This is a genomic window from uncultured Clostridium sp. (assembly GCF_963527835.1).
GTDB lineage: Bacteria > Bacillota > Clostridia > Clostridiales > Clostridiaceae > Clostridium.
Window position 1 is genome coordinate 76,609 of the sequence record NZ_CAURTC010000003.1, and the last position, 19,236, is coordinate 95,844.

The following is a 19,236-nucleotide window of genomic DNA, read 5'->3' on the forward strand; positions in this document are numbered from 1 at the left end:
TAAATGGGTGATGTAAGTGGAAATATTATCTACAGGCGAAAAAATAAAAAGGGCTAGAATTTTTAAAAGTATTACATTAAAAGACTTATGTGGAACTAAAATTTCAATTTCTAAAATGAGCTGCATAGAAAATGGAAAAGTTAAGGCAGATAAAGAATTATTAGAATATATATCAGAGAAAATAGGAATTGAACTAAATTATTTAATACAGGATGTATACGATCAAATATTAAATAATTTAGAGTTAATAAAAAAGACATTGTCTTCTGATCCGGAATGTGAAAATAAGCTGAAATATAATTTAGAATATTCTTTGAAATATAAATATAATGATTTAGCATTTGAATTAGTACATATAATATTTACTTATTATGTTGAACAAAGTAAAGTTGAAAATATTCAATTAATAGTTTCTCAATATTATGATTTATATCAAAAAAATAATAATGTTGAAAATACATTAGTATATTTTAAAGACATGGCTAGATACTTATATGAAAATAAAGAGTATTTAGAATCAATAGCTTATTATAATAAATTAAGAGAAATTTTAAATCAAGAAAATAAAGAAATAGATAGAGAAGAGTATTGTTTAATCCTATACAATGAAGCTATTTGTTATCAAAGATTAAATAAATATGAGAAAGCATATGAACTTTTATCAAGAGTAATTAAAGAAATTGATAAAATAAATAGTGACTCAAATAAAGGCAAGATATATCATGCATATGCAACTTTATGTATTAAGTTAAATAAAGATTATGCTGAAGATTTTAAAAACAAAGCTTTTGAATATCAAAAGCATAATCCTATAAATTTAGCATTATCTAGAGGTGATTATGGTAAGTATTATTTTCAAATAAATGATAGAGAAAAAGCCATAAAAGAAATAGAAGAGGGTATAAAGATATTCCCACATCATAATAAAGAAAAATATGTAGAGTTTTTAAATTCTTGTACTAAAATTTTAATAAAGAATTCAGAATTTGAAATTGCATCTAAAATAGCAGATGAATCTTTAAATATTGCAATTTCTACTGATAATATATGCTTATTAAAGAAATCATATTATTTAAAGGGTACAACACTTCAGAAATTAGGAGATTATGTACAAGCTGAAAAATATATGAATATAGCATTAGATGCTTTATTTAAGTCAGGCACGAAAGAAGAACGCAAGGAAAGATATATAGATATGGGAAATATGTATTATAAACTAGGTTCTATTTCTGACTCATTGAAATATTTTAATTTAGCTTTTCTTGTGGATAAGAGAATATAAAAATTAAGGGGTATCTTTTACTGCTGTTAAATATTAAGCTAAATTTAATATTTGTGAACAATAAATTTAAAAAAGTATGTATTTATAACACGTTTATGTTAACTAATATAAAGGTGTTATTTTTACATACATAATAATTTTGATAATGTGAATTAAAAGTTAAATATCTTCATAGATATAGATTAAGAAAGATAATTTTAAAGGAGCGGTTTGATGAAGTTAATTTCTGTTTACCCTTCATCTATATCTGTGATTAGCAGAAGATTTAATGAACAAAATTTTTATGAAAATAAGTATTTACCAATAGGAAATGTAGTGGGAACTGATAGTAACGTTTTTAGGACACTAATGATGTTTGATATAAAGGATAAGGTATTAAACACCTATAAGATAAGATCTGCAGCGTTAAATTTATGTGTAGAAAAAAATATATATAATTTTAGAAAGGTTTCTGGGAATAAGGTTTTCTTAAATAATAATACTGAACAATATAATCCTTTAGCAGTTAATTGGAACAATGCACCCAGCTATGAGTACACAGGTGATTTTTTGATTATTGAAGGTTGTAAAGATAATAATTTTATAAGTGTAGACGTTTCCGATATGGTGAATAAGTGGTTTAATTATTATGAGGAAAATTTCGGATTAACATTGACGGGAATGGAAGATGTAGAGAATTGTGTGAGTATATTTTCTTATTCTAAAAACAGAAATAAGCCTTATTTATCATTAGAAGTTGAGGCGTAGAAAAAATAATGTTATTTTTAAAGAAGTCCTATTAAAATTTAATAGAACTTCTTTTAATTTTTAAAATAAACTTTGACTTTCTTTGACCTTTGTATTATTATATATTTAAGGAACAAAATATATAGTGAGAGTAAATAGAGGAGGCAAAAAGAATGAATATAGAAAAAATGACATTAAAAGTGCAAAAAGCTTTAAGTGATGCTAACGTTATAGCAGTTAAATATAATCATCAACAAATAGATGTAATTCATGTTTTTTCTGCTTTAGTTAACCAAGATGATGGTTTAGTGCCTAATATTTTTACTAAGATGGATATTCAAGTAAAATCTTTAAAAGATAATTTAAATAAAATAATTGATTCAATGCCTAAAGTTTTAGGTGAAGGTGCATCTAATTCAGGAGTATATATAACAAGAAAAGTAGATGAAGTCTTAATTAAAGCAGAAGAAATATCAAAAGAATTTCAAGATTCTTATATAAGTGTTGAGCATTTAGTGTTAGCTATAATGGATATTGATAAAAATGGAGAAGTGGCTAAATTATTAAATAAATATAATGTTACTAAGGATAAATTTTTAAAAGTTTTATCAGAAGTTAGAGGAAGTCAAAGAGTTGATACTCAAGATCCAGAGGGAACTTACGATGCTCTGGCTAAATATGGAACTAATTTAGTAGAACTAGCTAAAAAGCATAAGTTAGATCCTGTTATAGGCAGAGACGAGGAAATAAGAAGAGCTATAAGAATTCTTTCAAGAAGAACAAAAAATAATCCTGTTCTTATAGGTGAACCGGGTGTTGGTAAAACAGCAATAGTTGAAGGTTTAGCAGAAAGAATAGTTAGAGGTGATGTACCAGAAGGTTTAAAAGAAAAAATTATATTTTCTTTAGATATGGGATCATTAATAGCAGGGGCTAAATATAGAGGTGAATTTGAAGAAAGATTAAAGGCTGTTTTGAAGGAGGTTCAAAATAGTGAGGGTAGAATAATTTTATTTATAGATGAAATTCATACTATTGTTGGTGCTGGAAAAACTGATGGAGCTATGGATGCGGGTAACTTAATTAAGCCATTACTTGCAAGAGGAGAACTTCATTGTATAGGTGCAACAACATTTGATGAATATAGACAATATATTGAAAAAGATAAGGCATTAGAAAGAAGATTTCAACCGGTAATAATAGAAGAACCTACTGTTGAAGATACAATTTCAATATTAAGAGGATTAAAAGAAAGATTTGAGATACATCATGGTATAAGAATACATGATTCGGCAATAGTATCAGCTGCAAAATTATCAGATAGATATATTCAAGACAGATATTTACCAGATAAAGCTATTGATTTAATTGATGAAGCAGGTGCAATGATAAGATCAGAAATAGATTCTCTACCAACAGAGTTAGATGTAATAAGAAGAAAAATATTTAAACTTGAAATTGAAAAAGAAGCACTATCAAAAGAAAAAGATGAAGGGTCTAAAAAGAGATTAACGGATTTGGAAAAAGAATTGGCTGGATTAAAAGAAGAAAACGATGAAATGACAGCTAAATATGAAAAGGAAAAAGCACATATAGTTGTATTGAAGAATGTTAAGGAAGAATTAGATGAAGCTAGAGGAGAATTAGAAGTTGCTCAAAGAAATTATGAATATAATAAGGTAGCTGAAATTCAATACAGTAAAATTCCTGCATTAGAAGAAAAACTTAAAAATGTGGAATTAGAAGTTAAAGAAAATTATGAAGGGGCTCTTTTAAAAGAAGAAGTTACTGAAGAAGAAGTTTCACACATTTTATCTAAATGGACTGGAATACCTGTAAGTAATATCCTTGAAGGTGAAAGAGAAAAACTTTTAAGATTAGAAGATGAGATGAGCAAAAGAGTAATAGGTCAAGATGAAGCTATTGAGTCTGTTACAAATGCAATTCTAAGAGCTAGAGCAGGACTTAAAGATATTAATAGACCAATAGGGTCATTTATCTTTTTAGGACCAACAGGAGTAGGTAAAACAGAACTTGCTAAAACTTTAGCTAGAAATTTATTTGACTCAGAAGAAAACATTATTCGTATTGATATGTCAGAATATATGGAAAAACATTCAGTGTCAAGATTAGTTGGAGCACCTCCAGGATATGTAGGTTATGATGAAGGAGGACAACTAACAGAAGCAGTTAGAAGAAATCCTTATAGTGTAGTACTTTTTGATGAAATAGAAAAAGCACATGATGACGTGTTTAATATATTCCTTCAAATTTTAGATGATGGTAGATTAACTGACAATAAAGGAAAAACAGTGGATTTTAAAAATACTATAATTATAATGACATCTAATATAGGTAGTAATTATTTATTAGAGAATAAAAGTGAAGATTATATTGAACCAAGCATAAAAAAAGATGTAATAAATCAATTAAAATTAAGATTTAAACCAGAATTCTTAAATAGAGTTGACGATATAATCATGTTTAAGCCACTATCTGAAAAGGGAATAAAGAAAATTATAAATATATTTTTAAATGAAGTTAGAAATAGATTAAAGGATAAGAACATAGAACTAGAAGTTACTGATTCAGCTAAATCAATAATGGCTAAAGAAGGATATGATCCAATATATGGTGCAAGACCTCTTAAAAGATATATTCAAAATACTTTGGAAAATAGTCTTGCAAGAATGATAATTAAGGGAGATTTAATTTATGGATCTAAGATAATAGTTGATGGAGACGATGAAGAAATAATATTAAAACCTATAAATAATTAGATTCTATTATTAAAGGGGCTACTTAAAATAGCCCCTTTGTTAAATGAAAAAATTTGTTGAGTAATTAAAATATTTAATTACGTGTCCAGCTTTACTTATGCATATATCAACACTCTGCTAAAGCACAGCCTTATAATAAAATGTAAAAGAAGATAGAATACTCCTTTTATGTTTAATAAATTATTTTATATATGATTTTATTTTAAATGAGAATTTGTTTTATCTGAAAAATTTCAGTTTTCCATAATCCCATATTTAAAATAGAAAGTCATATATTAATCTATTAATATTAGAGTATATCTATCTCCTCTTTTGGTACACAGTCAGAATACTTATTTTATGCCAGATTCGTATTGTTGTACCATTCTTTTAACCATTTCTCCACCAACGCTTCCACATTGCTTAGAAGAAAGGTTACCATTGTAATCAGTAAATGGAACACCCATCTCATTTGCTACTTCATTTTTGAATTTTGCTAACCCGTTTTTTGCTTCTGGTACTAATGAATTTGCCATAATATATTCCTCCTTTAATCTAATTATTAAATAATTTTATTTGCTAAGCTTTTCTGCTTTGCAGTATTATTTTGTGCCATATCATAAAATATACTCTATGTAATGAGAGGAATATTAGTAAAAATTAATTATAAAATCCAGGAAAAGTACATATGTTAAAAATGAGATAATAATGTTAAATTTATCTATTTATTTCTTCAAAGCTAGGAATTCCAAACATGGATTTTGCAGATTTAATTCCTCTTAAAACGGCTTTTTCCATTACTCTTGCACCTATCATTCCAACAGTAGTAACATCAGAGTTAACTTTATTTGTTGCCATTGTAAATATTGTATCTCCATCAAACATAGTATGAGCTGGATACATTGTTCTAGCATAGCCATTATGAGCCATAGAAGCAACTTTATTTGCTTCAGCTTTAGTAAAGTTTGCATTAGTAACAATTATTCCAATGGTAGTATTTCCTTTAAAAGGATTAATGGGATTTTCTAATGTAGATAATAGTAAATCTTCTGTATTTAAAAATTTATTATTTTTACGATCATACGCTCCAGAAATTATATTTAAATTTTGAGGATCAACCACATCACCCAAACAATTGACAGCTACAATTGCACCAACTTCCAAATCCCCAACTTTAACAGCATAAGTACCTAGTCCACCTTTCATTGAAAAATCTGGTCCTAAAAATTTCCCGACAGTTGCACCAAATCCAGCACCGATATTACCATTTATATCATCATAATACTCTTCAGCATTTAAACAAGCCTTAATTCCCATAAATTTATCAGGTCTTATTTTAGGATTACCAAAGGCTAAATCGAATAACACTGCTTGACATACTATTGGAACTTTAGCAACAGTTACATCAAATCCAATATTTTTATTTTCTAAATATTCCATTACACCACTAGAAGCATCTAAGCCAAAAGCACTACCGCCAGATAAAACTACAGCATGAATTTTATCTACCATTTCCATGGGATTTAATAAATCTGTTTCCCTTGTACCAGGAGAACCACCACGTACATCAACTCCACCAGTTGCACCGTTTTCACAAATTACAACAGAACATCCAGTGCCACCTTCTTCATTTTCAGCATGTCCTAATTTTATACCATCTATATCACAAAATTTAATTTCTTTCATTTAAAATACCTCCTCTAGATTTTAATTTTTGGATCTGTTTTAAATGCGTGTTGATATATGCAATAGGTGAAAGTTCAATTACCTGTCCAGCTTTACTTATGCATATATCAACACTCTGCTAAGCAGAACCTAATTTTTAATATTTTTTACAATAAATAAAAAAACAATGATAGTAAAAATATATATTTATTTTACATCATTGTTTTTTATTTTATATTGAAGTTAACTATTCCTATTTATTTTTAATATTGTTATTATTACTGGTACTGAAATTAAAGCACTTACAATAGCTTCTATAGAACCATTAAGTGTAATAACACTACCAATTCCTATAGCAGCAGCTTGTCTACTAATTCCTAGCGCATGAGCATATTTTTCTAAATAGATAATATATGTTAGGCCCATAACACCAATTGTATTAGTAAGTGTTCCTAATATAGCAGCAGCTCCAATACCAATACTCTTGTTCTTAAATTTGTTTTTTAAGAATGTATAAACATAGTATGATACTACACCAATTAAAACTCTAGGTAATATTGCAATTATAGGATTCCAAAATATAAATGATGTTGGCATTGGAGCTGTGAAAGCTTGATACATTGAAAATAATCCAAACACTCCGCCAACTAAAGCACCAACAATAGGCCCTTCGATAATTGCACCTATAATAACAGGTATATGCATGATAGTAGCTTTGACAGGTGGTATTGGAATAAATCCTAATCCTGTTAAGCCTAAGAAAATAGAAATAGCAGATAACATACCTACCATAGCCATTTTTCTAGTTGAAAATTTTGTTTTTACATTAACTCTTTCCATAAAATACCTCCGTTCTTATTCCCATTTTTAATTAAGGATATAATTCAGAAAAATTTAATTACTAGTTTTTCCGTTCAGTTTCTTTGTAACAGAATACCGACAATGTAATTTTATCATGTTTCCAAAAATATTCAATAAGAAATTGTTAAAAATTTATCTAAGTTTAAACTTTTACATAAAAATTAAAAGGTTAATAAGTAAATAATAATTAAAATTAGTATATTTTTACCCTGATAATGTAAAAATTATGTTAAGTATAGTAATTTTTATTGTTAATTAAATAATATATAATGTTAAAAATTATTTATTATCTATGATGGCATTTGAAAAACTTTAGAGAAATAATTATTTTTAAATTTATATAAATGATGTTATAATTACTATGAAAAAATGAGGTGTATATATATGAATAGTATAGCAGGTAAAGGTTGTCCGACTATTATACCGGATGAAGAAAAAAAGCCATTAAAAGATATTGAAAGAAGTATAGTAAAAACATATAGAAAACATGTTTGGTCTAAGTTTGTAAAAGCAATTAAAAATTATGAACTTATTCAAGAAGGAGATAAAATTGGAGTAGCAATATCAGGAGGAAAAGATAGTATTCTTATGGCAAAATTATTTCAAGAACTTCAAAAGCATGGCCAAATGAATTTTGAAGTAGAATTTATAGCTATGGATCCAGGTTATCATCCACATATAAGACAATTGTTATTAGATAACTGTGAATATCTAAATATTCCGATAACTATTTATGAATCAGGGATTTTTGATGTAGTTGATAAAATGGCTAAGGATTATCCATGTTATTTATGTGCTAGAATGAGACGGGGCTCTCTATATAATAAAGCACAAGAGCTTGGCTGTAATAAGTTAGCCTTAGGACATCATTATAATGATGTTATAGAAACAACTTTATTAAATATATTATACGGTGGCAATTTTAAAACAATGCTGCCTAAGCTTAAATCAGCAAATTTTGAAAATTTAGAATTAATAAGACCAATGTATTATATTGAAGAAGAATACATAAAAAAATTTATTAAAAGCACTGGAATTGCGCCATTAAACTGTGCGTGCATGGTAGCAGCAGAAAGAACAGGCAATAAGAGGTATGAGATAAAGGATTTAATTGCACAATTAAAACAAAATTTTGATGGTGTAGATAAATCTATATTTAAATCTGCTGAAAATGTTAGTATGGATTCAATACTAGGATGGCAAAAGGGAGATAAAAAATATTCATTTTTAGATGTATATGACGAAGAGTAAATAGAGGTTGTCTTAATTTTGACAACCTTTCTTTAATATAAAATTATCAAAAATAATTGAAAGTGATTATATAAAATAATAGAATAAAAAGTATATTATAAATAAAAATAAAATATCTATAAAGGAATGATGAAGATGAATAGAGAAGATATAATAAGTATGGATCCTAATTTATTGGTTAGTATTATGAATATGAAATTAAGAGATAATTATGATTCATTACAATCACTTTGTTATGATTTGGATTTAAAAGAAGAAGATATAGTACATAGATGTGAAACCATCGGATATGAATATAATAAATTACATAATCAATTTAAAGCATTTTAGTTAAAAATTAGGTATAATAAAATAAAAAGAGTAGGAGGAAAGAAGAATGAGCTTAAAAAAATACGGAAAAATTATGGGTATTCTTGCAGCTACTACAGCCTTAGTATTATCTTTAGTAAATGATAAAAAAGACAGCAGGGAAGATGATGACAAGTAATTAAAATAATTATTTGATAAGGGAATGTTAATTATGAATATAGAAAAATTAAATTTTAATTACAAGGATTTATTTAATCACTTAGATATTAATGGAATAACTATGTTCTGGAATCCATTAAAGGATGAATTGACATTTGACTATAAAATAGTTGATTTTTTAGAGGACTATGAAATAGAGAATAAGAAGATTACTCAATTTTTAAATTATATATATCTAGAAGACTTAAATAAAGTAAAAGATATATTTAAAGAAGATTTAAAAAAGACTTATGATTCTAAAAAGCATCTATTAACTCATTATAGAATAAAAAGAAATAATAATATTCTATATTTCATCTTTGTTGGTAAGGTCGTTAAGAAATATGATGGTTATACTTTAATTGGAATAAATTATTGTTTTGAAAATGTAGACTTAAATTTTTGGACTTCTGAAATTGATTTATTATATAAAGAATTATCAGAAGAGTATTTTATAAATCAAAAAATAACATCATTAATTGAATGTGATAGAACAACAGAACTTCCTAATTGTTATTATTTTAAACGAACTGTAATGGAATTTTTAAAAGAATGTAAAGAAGAACAAGTTCAATGTGCTATGTTAATGCTTAACTTAGATAATTTTAAATATGTAAACGAATCTTTTGGACATGAATTTGGAGATATAGCATTAAAAGTAGCTGCTAATAAAATATTATCTTTAGTTTCAGAAAGTGATTTAGTATGCCGCTATAGTGGAGATACATTTCTTATATTTATTCCTGATATTACGGATTTAAATGAAGTTAGTTCTTTGTGTAGAAAAATAGTTAAGTCTTTTGATGAATCTATAATAATAGATGAAAAAGAAGTATATGTTAGCGTAAGTATAGGTGCATCTTTATATCCGTATAATGGTGTGGATTTTGATACATTACTAAAAAATTCAGATGCTGCTATGTATGTAGCAAAAGGAAATGGAAAGAATGAATATAATTTCTTTAATGATAAAATATCAATTGAGTTAAATAGAGTATATTCATTACAAAAAGGATTAAGATATGCATTAGATAATAAAGAAATATTCATAGTATTTCAACCCAAAGTCACCTTGGATGATTTTTTAGTACGAAGTTTTGAGGCACTAGTAAGGTGGCATAGTAATGACATGGGAATTGTTAGTCCAGATGAGTTTATACCAATAGCAGAAAATACTAAAATGATTATTCCCATTGGAAGTTTTGTATTAGAAGAAGTTTTTAAAAAAGTAAGGATATTGATAAATGAGGGATACCTAAATTTTAAAATGGCAGTAAATTTATCAGAAATGCAGTTAAGAGAAGACAGTATTGTATTAGATTTAAAGAAATTTATATATAAATATAGAGTTAATCCTAATTATATTCAAGTAGAAATTACTGAGAGTATGTTAATGAAATCATTTGATAAAAATATAAAAATTCTTAATGAAATTAAAGATTTAGGAATAAGTATAGCATTAGATGATTTTGGGACAGGATATTCATCTCTTAATTATTTAACTAAACTTCCTATAGATGCATTAAAAATAGATAGAACTTTTGTAGTTGACTTAGAAAAAAATTCAAAAAATAAATGCATAATAGAGAATATTATTAATTTATCACATCAATTAGGAATAGAAGTAATAGCAGAAGGTGTAGAGTCAAAGCAACAAGTGGATTATTTAAAAGGAATTTCTTGTGATGTTGTACAAGGATATTATTATAGTAAACCAGAACGATTTGAAAAAATTAAAAATATGATATGCAAAGAAATTTCCAAATAAAATTGACAAATGTGTAAAAAAGAGATAATATAGATATTAATAATATAAATCCTAGGAAGAGGGATAGTAATCAGGTGCTAAGTTTAAGAGAGCTGAAGATGGTGGGATTTCAGTACTAATGCTAATGATGAATGGGCCTTTGAGGAGCAATATGAAATCTTTTAGAGAGTAGTTGAGCCGTAAGTCGCACGTTACAGCGACTGAGATATGTTAGTATCAAAAGGAGAGGCATTTTTATTTATGCAATTTAGGTGGCAACACGGATAACATCCGTCCTATATATTTATATATAGGACGGTTTTTTTATCTATAAATAAATTTTTCATATGAAAAGATTTATTTATATTGTTGCTTATTAAAAGAGTGTGTTATAGATACTAGCTACTTAAAAATTAAATTGTATGGGGTGTGGTAGTTATGTTGTGAAAGGAATTGTATTTAGAAACTTTAAATATTAATTGATATAAAAAATGGGGGAATTAAAATGAATACAAAAAGAATGATTACAAATGCAATTTTAATAGCAATAGGAGTAATTTTACATCAACTTACACCGGCATTAGGCTTACCGATGCAACCAGATTTTGCATTAGCTATGTTATTTATAATAATTGTTTATAATAAAGATTATAAAACTACAATAATTTGTGGACTTATAGTAGGAATATTTACAGCATTAACTAGTAAAACGCCTGGAGGTCAGTTGCCTAATATAGCTGATAAGTTTATCACATGTAATGTTATGTATTTAATGCTAATGCCGTTAAGAGAAAGAGTTGGAAAAAATATACAAATAATAATATTATTATCTGTTGGAACTTTAGTGAGTGGAACAATATTTTTAACAGTATTAATGTTGACAGCTGGATTACCAGGAGGAGCTTCATTTGGGATACTATTTATGGCAGTAGTACTACCTACAACAGCTTTAAATGCATTTGCTGGATATGTAGTATATAAAATAGTTGCAAGAACTGTATCAACAACTAGAGCATATGCTTAAGCTATAATAAATAAAAAACATCTATATTATTAATTGATTTTTTAATAATATAGATGTTTTTAATTTTGATCTAGTTAGAATTAAAAATTTCTATTTAGTAATATGATATTCTTCAGGAGTTTCTTCTGTAATAGCTTTGAATTCATATCCATTATTTTTATAATATTTAATAACTTCTGGCAAAGCTTTAACTGAATTTTTACTAATATAGCCACAATGCATTAATAATATAACTTTATCTTTATCACTTCTTGCCTTTTTTATAAATGTACTAGGTGCTGCTGAATGGTTAGCACCATCACCGCTATCTACATTCCAATCGTATATTTTCAAGTTATTTTCATGAAGTAAATCAACCATAGATTTACATAATTTATAACTATTATTATTACATCCAAATGGAAATCTTAGAATAATAGGTTTTGTTCCAACAATAGAATTTATTAATTCTTGAGTTTCTAACATTTCTTTTAAAAAATGCTCATTAGAAGAATATAAATGATTTTTTTTATGAGTCATACTATGTAGACCTAGAGAGTGTCCCTCATCATAAATTTTCTTTACTAAATTTTCTTGACCCTTAATCTGTTCTCCTATTAAAAAAAATGTTGCATGTATTTTCTCTTCTTTTAGAATATCTAGAACATTTTTTGTAACTTTACCGGCTGGTCCATCATCGAAAGTTAAGTAAATAACTTTATTGCTTTTTGATTCATCCTCTGCGTAAACTACCTTGCTATTTAAATTAGTTATTAGGATAAATGCTAACAATAAAATAAATAATTTGTTAAATTTGTTAAATTTGTTAAATTTCATAAAATCACCTTCAATACATATTTACAATAATATTATTTCCATAATGTATTAAAAATATTTATGGAATATTAAATATATGTTTTTAGTTGAATTGTATTTAGCTAAATGATAAAATTACAGGTATATGGAATATATGTATAAATTTGGTGAGATATATTTAATTATGCTTGTTAGATAAGACTATTTATAGAAGGGAAAAGTTCTCATTTATAAATAGTCTTTTAAGGTAAATATAAATAATTTTTATTTCTTATATTCACACATTAAATGAAAAATAAAATTATAAAATTAAATATATAGTTTTATATGTAAAAACAGTAAAGAGGTGAACTTACTTGAAGACTTTAAATAACAAATATTCTATTAATAGATCTATAGATATTAATGAAAATTTTTATATATATAAGGTTATCAATATGCTTAATAATGAAATATATAGTTTATATATTTTTCAAGATAATGTTGAATATGAAAATTGTAGAGAATATTTATTAAGTAAGTTTAAGACAATAAAAAATTTAAATTTTGCAAATGTAGTTAATATATTAGATATAGAAGTAATAAAAAATATAGATGGAATAAATTTAGATAAACTAAACTATGGGTATGTAACGGAATATATAGATACTACAATAGACACTCAATCTTACTTTAATAAATTGTCATTTAATAAAAAATTAGATATCTTTATGGAATTATGTGCAGCAGTTAATACGTTAAATATTAAAGGATATATATTTGATGAACTAAACATTAAGGATATCAATATAGTGAAAGATAAAAGTAATAAAGAAACTATAAAAATAAAAAATTTATTAGAATATGAAATAAGTAAATTTAGAGAAAATAATTTATTAGGGGTTAAGTCATTACCTTATCCTTATAACATTGAAAAGTTAGAAGATCAATCAAGCCAAAAGGATAATATAAAGGACATATTATATTTATTTAAGCACCTATTTAATGATGTTGAGTTAAAGGAATATTTTAAGGAGAATAATTCTATAGACAAGATATTATCATTTAATAAATCTCCTAAAATAACTGATTTTATTAAATATATAAATAAAAAATTAAATAAGAATTATAGCATATTTATATTTGAAGCATTGGATAAAGTTGAGACTAATTTGGATATAATTGGAATGGAAGATGAGATAAAGAAGTTAGAATTAGGGTTTAAGTATATAACTGAAAATAAATTTAAGTATAAAATAGTATGTTTTAAAGGGGAACAAGGCAACGGGAAGAGCACAACTTTAAGAGAAATCAAACGAAAGATATGTAGTAAATATATTGGCAATAAGAGAGAAAATTCATACTTAATAATAGATAATCTAAGTTCTAATAATAACTTTATTTCTACTATTAGAAATATATATAACAATTTAGAGAAGTATTTAAAAGATAAATATGGATTGTATTTAGAAAAATTTATAGACATGATTTCTGAAGAAAAAGTAATTAATGATGAAAATACTCTTAAAATTATTAATAGAGTTTGTACTCTTTTGCATGAATATACTTTAAATAATATGCTAATTATTATAATAGATGATATTGAAAAAACCAGTGAAGTATTTAAATTGTTTTTTAAATATATGTGCTTATTAAGAAAGAAATTAGAAAATATAATGATTATAATATCTACTAATGAAGAAGATCTTGACTCTAAAATGATTGAATATATGAAATCTATTAAATCATTACCAAATTATGAAGAAGTTACAGTTAATTATTTCAATAATTATAATACTAGTAAAATGGTAAAGAATATGTTGAACTGTCATAAGAGTATAGGTGAACTATGTATGAAAATATATTCTGAAACTTTAGGAAAGCCACAATTTATTAGCAAAACCATAGAGGAGCTATATAAAGATGGAATTATATATTTGTCTAGAGACGATGGAAGATGGCGAAGTAAGATTAATGTAAATAACATTGTTATTCCTAAAGGAGTAGAAAAAATATTAGAAAATAAAATATTAAATTTAAATAATGAAGAACTTGAAATATTGGAAAGGTTATCAATATTTCAAATGCCATTATCAGAAACTTTGATATTTTCATATGTAATTTTAGATAATAAAAGAAAAAATATATATTATAAATTAAAGAATGATAGATTCTTAATTGATAAAATAAGTGATTCGGGTGTGAGGGTAGATTTTTATAATGATTTAGTAAAAAAAATAATTTATTCTAAAATGCCTAAAGAAAAAAGTTTAACAATGCATAATGATTCTTGTTATTTTTTGGAAAAAATATTAAAAAATACGCAAGAATATTTGGATGAATATTTAAACCAACTAGAAAAATCTAATCAAAAAGAAAAATTAATAAAATATAGTTTAAAATGTGGAAAAAAGTTTGACGATTATGGAGACACTTTTAAATCTATATACTATTATAAAAAAGCATTAAACTATGCTGAGTGTAATGAAAAAACAAAAATTGCAATAAGTATTGGAAAGTTGAATGAAAAAGTTGGAAAAGATAAAGAAGCATATAATTATTTTAATAAAGCTAATATATATGCTGTTAATAACAATGAAAAAGAGCTACAAATATACGTACTTCTTAGGATGATAATAATAACCTCAAAAGAGTATAAGCCAATAGATTTAACTTATCCATTAAAAGTAGTAAAAAAATTTTTAAATAATACAGATTACCCAAAAGGAGAAGCATATTATTATTATGCACTTGCATTAGTAGCTAAAATAGAGAGAAAAAAAGCTTTATCAGTAAAATATATAGAAAAAGTTTTTGAGATTTGTAAAAATAATAATATTACAGTAGGTGTATATGCTTGTGCAAAATTATTACTCAGCAGTATATTTATTTCTGAAGGAAAGTATAGCGAAGCTAAAAAGTTACTTAATGAATCTATGAGCATATTTAAAATGGAAAATAATTATGCAGGATTATTAACTGCTAAAATAAACTGTGAAATTATTAATAAGGAAATTGGAAAAAATATAGATAATATTTTAAAAAACCTTATAGATATTAGAAAATTAAGTATTAAATATAAGGTTTATAAAAAAGAAGTTTTAAGTTTAATACACATAGCTAAAATGAATATAGAAGTATTTAAATATAATAAAGCTAGTGAAAATTTATTGATGGCATTAGAAATTGCACGAGAAAATGAATTAGATAAATATATTCTTAGAATTTGTACTCTGTTATGTTGGGTATACTGTAGATTAGGAAAAATAAAATTAGCATCTAATTACTATGAGTTAATTTCTGAGTTAAAAAAAGGAATACAAGTATCAGAATTGGACATGCTTACTATAAAATCTACAGAAGCTTTGTACAATTCTATAATATATAATTTTAAACATGCATTTAAAGAATTAAGTGTAATTAATGAAATAATGAATGATTACAAAGGGACTGAGTTTAGTAAAATAAAGAGCCAATATTATCAATTATGTATTATTAATTGCAAAAATGAAAAAGACGTAAAAAGAAATTTCGAATTATTAAAGAATGAATTGATTGAATTAAGCAATCCTGTTATTAAAGAAGAAATGTTAATAGGTAGTGTGATAAGCATATTATTTTTAGGATATAAAGAATTAGCAAAAGAATTATTTTTTAACATAGAAAAATGTCCAAAAGAATATGATAATCGATTAGGATATATTTTTTTAGATTTATATTTCTCAAAAGATAATGATTATAATACTGTAATTAAGAATTCTTTAAAAATAATCAAGGTTAGTAGAAATCAAGAAGTAAAGGCAATGGTATATTTTTCTATAGCTGAAAAGTATAAAAGTAAAAAATATAATGAATTAGCCATAAATTATTATTATGAATCTATAAATATATTTATAAATATAATAAACTCATTACCTGAAAAAGATAAGCTGCAATATATTAATAATAGTATGTTTTTAGTTGTTTACAATAAGTTTAGAAAAACATTAGAAGAAAATATAGGGGAAAAATTAAATTTAAAAAAATTAGATTATATAAATGATGATTTTAAAATAAATGAATTAATAGATGAATTAAAAATTAGTAAATTGTTATTAAATAAAAAATTCTTTGAGATTATGCAAGAACATTATAGTAATCGTTATTATAATTTGGAAAGAAATATATATGAAATATTAGATGAGTTTTCAAACAATATAGTAAGGAATTTAGAAAAGTTATTAAAATATATTGCAAGGATAACCCTATCAGATAAAGCATTACTTACAATTGAAAATAATTTTGGAGAAAATGAAGTTATATGTGAATATAGAATAAAAGATAAAAAAGAAATTTTGAAATATTTTTCATTAAAAGTAAATCCTAACAAAGAAATAGTGATTATATCTAATGATTGTAATAATAAAAGTAAAATGAATTATGAAATGCTTAGAGATGGAATACAAGCATGTATGTATATAAAGTTTAGAAATAGAAGAAAATTTATTACTAACAATGAATGTATTAATGGAAATCTTATATTAATATCAAATAATGCTATAAACAATATAAATTCTAATTCTGAAATTAAGGTTAAAAAATTAATGCCTTTTGTAATGTTTTTGTTAGATCAATATAAGTTAATGATAAGTTCTACTTTGGACAAACTTACAGGCGTTTATAATAGAAAATATCTTGAAAAAGCCTTTTGTGACTTAATAGATCACTCTTATTCAAATGGAAGAGCATTTTCACTAATTATTTTTGATATAGATGATTTTAAAGGGGTAAATGATAGATATGGTCATCAAACAGGAGATGAAGTTTTAATAAAACTAACACAGGAAGTTAAAAATTGCTTATCGAAAGAAGACGTATTTGTGAGATATGGAGGAGAAGAATTTATTATACTTTTACCTGATAAAAGTGAAGAGGAAGCATATTTGTTTTCAGAAGAAATAAGAAATAAAGTTGAATGTGCTAAAATTTTGGGTGAAAAAAGAAAAGTAACTATTAGTTTAGGAATATCAGTTTATTTAAAACACTCTTCAAATTCAGAAGATTTAATAAAGATGGCTGATCAAGCACTATATATATCTAAAGCTCAGGGAAAAAATAAGACAACTATATGGAATGATAATATTTATGTATTAAGTAATAATGCAAATGCATCTAAAGGGATATTACCATTTAAATATAATAAAGATAATAATTTAGTTCCACTAATAAAAGATGTACTTGAATTATTAACAAATAAAAGTAGTAAAGAAGATAAAATATATAAATTTCTTTCAAAAATAATTCAAATAACTGGTTCGGAATTTGCTACAGCATTCATTGTAAAAAATAATAAAATAACAAGCATTTATAATGAAAAATTTCAAGAAGGTAAAATTAATTATAGAGAAAAATTTAACATGAATTTAATAGAAGAAGTTATTAACAATAGTAAGGGATATTATTTAATAGACTGGGATAATTCATATGTGGATGAACCTTTTAATATATATGATTGGAAATCATTATGCATAGTACCAATAATATATAATGGCAAAGTGATAGGCATTATATATGTTTCTATTTCAGTGAATACAAGGGAATATACACAGGAGGATTTATCTTTGATAAATTATTTGGGTCAACTTATGATACCGTTATTTTGTTAATATAATAATAATTGTTATTTGATAAGTAAATTAAAATTTCTTAAAATCTAAATATCTAAAGTCATTAGCACATAAAATATTTCTGAATCATATTCTAGTATTGTATAGAAATAAGAAAGGAAAGTTTTTATGGTTAAGGATATGAATAGTGATAAGAATAATATGCATATAAATTTATCAACTTCTGGTGAAAAAATAAAGTATTATGATTATGATGATGATACTTGTGTATTTGAAATTTTAGATGATGAATCTAATTTTGACAATATAGATATTGATCCATTAGAAAATAATTTAAATTCAATGGAAAACTATAATATTGAGAGTGAGAATCCGATTAATAACATTAAATCTTCTTTTGGCAATATAGATATGGAATATGATCCATTAGAAAATAATTTAAATTCAATGGAAAATTATAATATTGAGAGTGAAAATCTGATTAACAATATTAAATCTTCTTTTGACAATATAGATATGGAATATGATCCATTAGAAAATGATTTAAATTCAATGGAAAACTGTAATATTGAGAGTCAGAATTCAATTAACAATATTAAATCTTCTTTTGAAAGCTGTAAATCAGATATGCAAGAATATCATACATCAAATAATTCAGAATTTAATGCATTTAATTATTACAATAATTCTTGTAGAAAAGTTAAGGGGGAGATAGTAGTTATATCTGCTATAAACTGTGGTAGTAAAAATGAATATTTAGAGGGAGTAAAAATAAATTTATACAAACTTAATGGTGTATGTCCGGTATTTATTGAATCTTGTTTAACTAACAGGCAAGGAAAAGCAGTATTTATTAATTTACCCGAAGGGTGCTATAGAGTAATAGCAATTGTTAATAAGAATTATTTTGAAAAACCTAAGTATGTTAATTGGAATGAAGTAAATATAAATAGAGAAAATACTAATGCTAAAGTTTTGGTTATGAACAATTTAAAAAAGAATTGTAGAAATAATTTTAGATATAGATAATTTCT

The 19,236-nt window shown here is 24.9% G+C and carries 13 protein-coding genes and 1 other annotated feature; of the genes, 9 read left to right on the top strand and 4 right to left on the bottom strand.

Annotated elements, in window-relative coordinates:
• Positions 1 to 16: 16 nt before the first annotated feature.
• The 3 genes from RYM86_RS02775 to clpB all read left to right on the top strand — a co-directional run bounded on the left by RYM86_RS02775 (position 17) and on the right by clpB (position 4,788).
• Entirely contained in the window at positions 17 to 1,282 is a 1,266-nt protein-coding gene (locus tag RYM86_RS02775) for a transcriptional regulator (protein ID WP_315077596.1), read from the top strand.
• A 213-nt stretch (positions 1,283 to 1,495) separates the two neighbouring features.
• Complete coding sequence (locus RYM86_RS02780) at positions 1,496 to 2,029, top strand: DNRLRE domain-containing protein (protein WP_315077598.1); 534 nt, start codon at positions 1,496 to 1,498, stop codon at positions 2,027 to 2,029.
• Between the two features lie 152 nt (positions 2,030 to 2,181).
• Entirely contained in the window at positions 2,182 to 4,788 is a 2,607-nt protein-coding gene (clpB, locus tag RYM86_RS02785; RefSeq protein WP_315077600.1) for an ATP-dependent chaperone ClpB, read from the top strand.
• Positions 4,789 to 5,120: 332 nt separating this feature from the next.
• Here clpB and RYM86_RS02790 read toward each other — a convergent pair whose 3' ends face one another.
• The 3 genes from RYM86_RS02790 to RYM86_RS02800 form a co-directional block, all read right to left on the bottom strand.
• Complete coding sequence (locus RYM86_RS02790; protein WP_012423416.1) at positions 5,121 to 5,303, bottom strand: alpha/beta-type small acid-soluble spore protein; 183 nt, start codon at positions 5,301 to 5,303, stop codon at positions 5,121 to 5,123.
• Positions 5,304 to 5,484: 181 nt separating this feature from the next.
• Positions 5,485 to 6,453 (bottom strand): P1 family peptidase, encoded by a 969-nt coding sequence (locus RYM86_RS02795; RefSeq protein ID WP_315077602.1) that lies wholly within the window; start codon positions 6,451 to 6,453, stop codon positions 5,485 to 5,487.
• 222 nt (positions 6,454 to 6,675) lie between these two features.
• Positions 6,676 to 7,272: an ECF transporter S component gene (locus RYM86_RS02800; protein WP_315077603.1), complete on the bottom strand. Its 597-nt coding sequence runs from the start codon at positions 7,270 to 7,272 to the stop codon at positions 6,676 to 6,678.
• A gap of 405 nt (positions 7,273 to 7,677) precedes the next feature.
• On the opposite strand from RYM86_RS02800, the gene RYM86_RS02805 reads away from it, so the two are divergent.
• The 4 genes from RYM86_RS02805 (at position 7,678) to RYM86_RS02820 (ending at position 11,822) form a co-directional block, all read left to right on the top strand.
• Positions 7,678 to 8,544: an ATP-binding protein gene (locus tag RYM86_RS02805; RefSeq protein ID WP_315077604.1), complete on the top strand. Its 867-nt coding sequence runs from the start codon at positions 7,678 to 7,680 to the stop codon at positions 8,542 to 8,544.
• A 135-nt stretch (positions 8,545 to 8,679) separates the two neighbouring features.
• Positions 8,680 to 8,874: a DUF4250 domain-containing protein gene (locus RYM86_RS02810; RefSeq protein ID WP_315077605.1), complete on the top strand. Its 195-nt coding sequence runs from the start codon at positions 8,680 to 8,682 to the stop codon at positions 8,872 to 8,874.
• Between the two features lie 190 nt (positions 8,875 to 9,064).
• Positions 9,065 to 10,819, top strand: coding sequence for an EAL domain-containing protein (locus RYM86_RS02815; RefSeq protein ID WP_315077606.1), 1,755 nt, complete (start codon positions 9,065 to 9,067; stop codon positions 10,817 to 10,819).
• A 44-nt stretch (positions 10,820 to 10,863) separates the two neighbouring features.
• Positions 10,864 to 11,100, top strand: a binding site (T-box leader).
• A 203-nt stretch (positions 11,101 to 11,303) separates the two neighbouring features.
• Complete coding sequence (locus RYM86_RS02820; protein WP_315077608.1) at positions 11,304 to 11,822, top strand: tryptophan transporter; 519 nt, start codon at positions 11,304 to 11,306, stop codon at positions 11,820 to 11,822.
• 90 nt (positions 11,823 to 11,912) lie between these two features.
• Here RYM86_RS02820 and RYM86_RS02825 read toward each other — a convergent pair whose 3' ends face one another.
• Positions 11,913 to 12,638 carry a polysaccharide deacetylase family protein gene (locus tag RYM86_RS02825; RefSeq protein ID WP_315077610.1) on the bottom strand — a complete coding sequence of 242 codons (726 nt, stop codon included), beginning with the start codon at positions 12,636 to 12,638 and terminating at the stop codon, positions 11,913 to 11,915.
• Positions 12,639 to 12,973: 335 nt separating this feature from the next.
• Here RYM86_RS02825 and RYM86_RS02830 point away from each other — a divergent pair, with 335 nt between their 5' ends.
• Both RYM86_RS02830 and RYM86_RS02835 read left to right on the top strand, forming a co-directional pair.
• Complete coding sequence (locus RYM86_RS02830; protein WP_315077612.1) at positions 12,974 to 18,241, top strand: diguanylate cyclase; 5,268 nt, start codon at positions 12,974 to 12,976, stop codon at positions 18,239 to 18,241.
• A gap of 129 nt (positions 18,242 to 18,370) precedes the next feature.
• Complete coding sequence (locus tag RYM86_RS02835) at positions 18,371 to 19,231, top strand: prealbumin-like fold domain-containing protein (protein ID WP_315077613.1); 861 nt, start codon at positions 18,371 to 18,373, stop codon at positions 19,229 to 19,231.
• Positions 19,232 to 19,236: the final 5 nt, after the last annotated feature.

Excerpts from the sequence above, each read along its gene's own strand:
- RYM86_RS02790 (WP_012423416.1), bottom strand. The coding sequence starts at position 5,303 with ATGGCAAATTCATTAGTACCAGAAGCAAAAAACGGGTTAGCAAAATTC.
- RYM86_RS02810 (WP_315077605.1), top strand. The coding sequence starts at position 8,680 with ATGAATAGAGAAGATATAATAAGTATGGATCCTAATTTATTGGTTAGT.
- RYM86_RS02805 (WP_315077604.1), top strand. The coding sequence starts at position 7,678 with ATGAATAGTATAGCAGGTAAAGGTTGTCCGACTATTATACCGGATGAA.
- RYM86_RS02795 (WP_315077602.1), bottom strand. The coding sequence starts at position 6,453 with ATGAAAGAAATTAAATTTTGTGATATAGATGGTATAAAATTAGGACAT.
- RYM86_RS02800 (WP_315077603.1), bottom strand. The coding sequence starts at position 7,272 with ATGGAAAGAGTTAATGTAAAAACAAAATTTTCAACTAGAAAAATGGCT.
- RYM86_RS02815 (WP_315077606.1), top strand. The coding sequence starts at position 9,065 with ATGAATATAGAAAAATTAAATTTTAATTACAAGGATTTATTTAATCAC.
- RYM86_RS02820 (WP_315077608.1), top strand. The coding sequence starts at position 11,304 with ATGAATACAAAAAGAATGATTACAAATGCAATTTTAATAGCAATAGGA.
- RYM86_RS02835 (WP_315077613.1), top strand. The coding sequence starts at position 18,371 with ATGGTTAAGGATATGAATAGTGATAAGAATAATATGCATATAAATTTA.
- RYM86_RS02825 (WP_315077610.1), bottom strand. The coding sequence starts at position 12,638 with ATGAAATTTAACAAATTTAACAAATTTAACAAATTATTTATTTTATTG.
- clpB (WP_315077600.1), top strand. The coding sequence starts at position 2,182 with ATGAATATAGAAAAAATGACATTAAAAGTGCAAAAAGCTTTAAGTGAT.
- RYM86_RS02780 (WP_315077598.1), top strand. The coding sequence starts at position 1,496 with ATGAAGTTAATTTCTGTTTACCCTTCATCTATATCTGTGATTAGCAGA.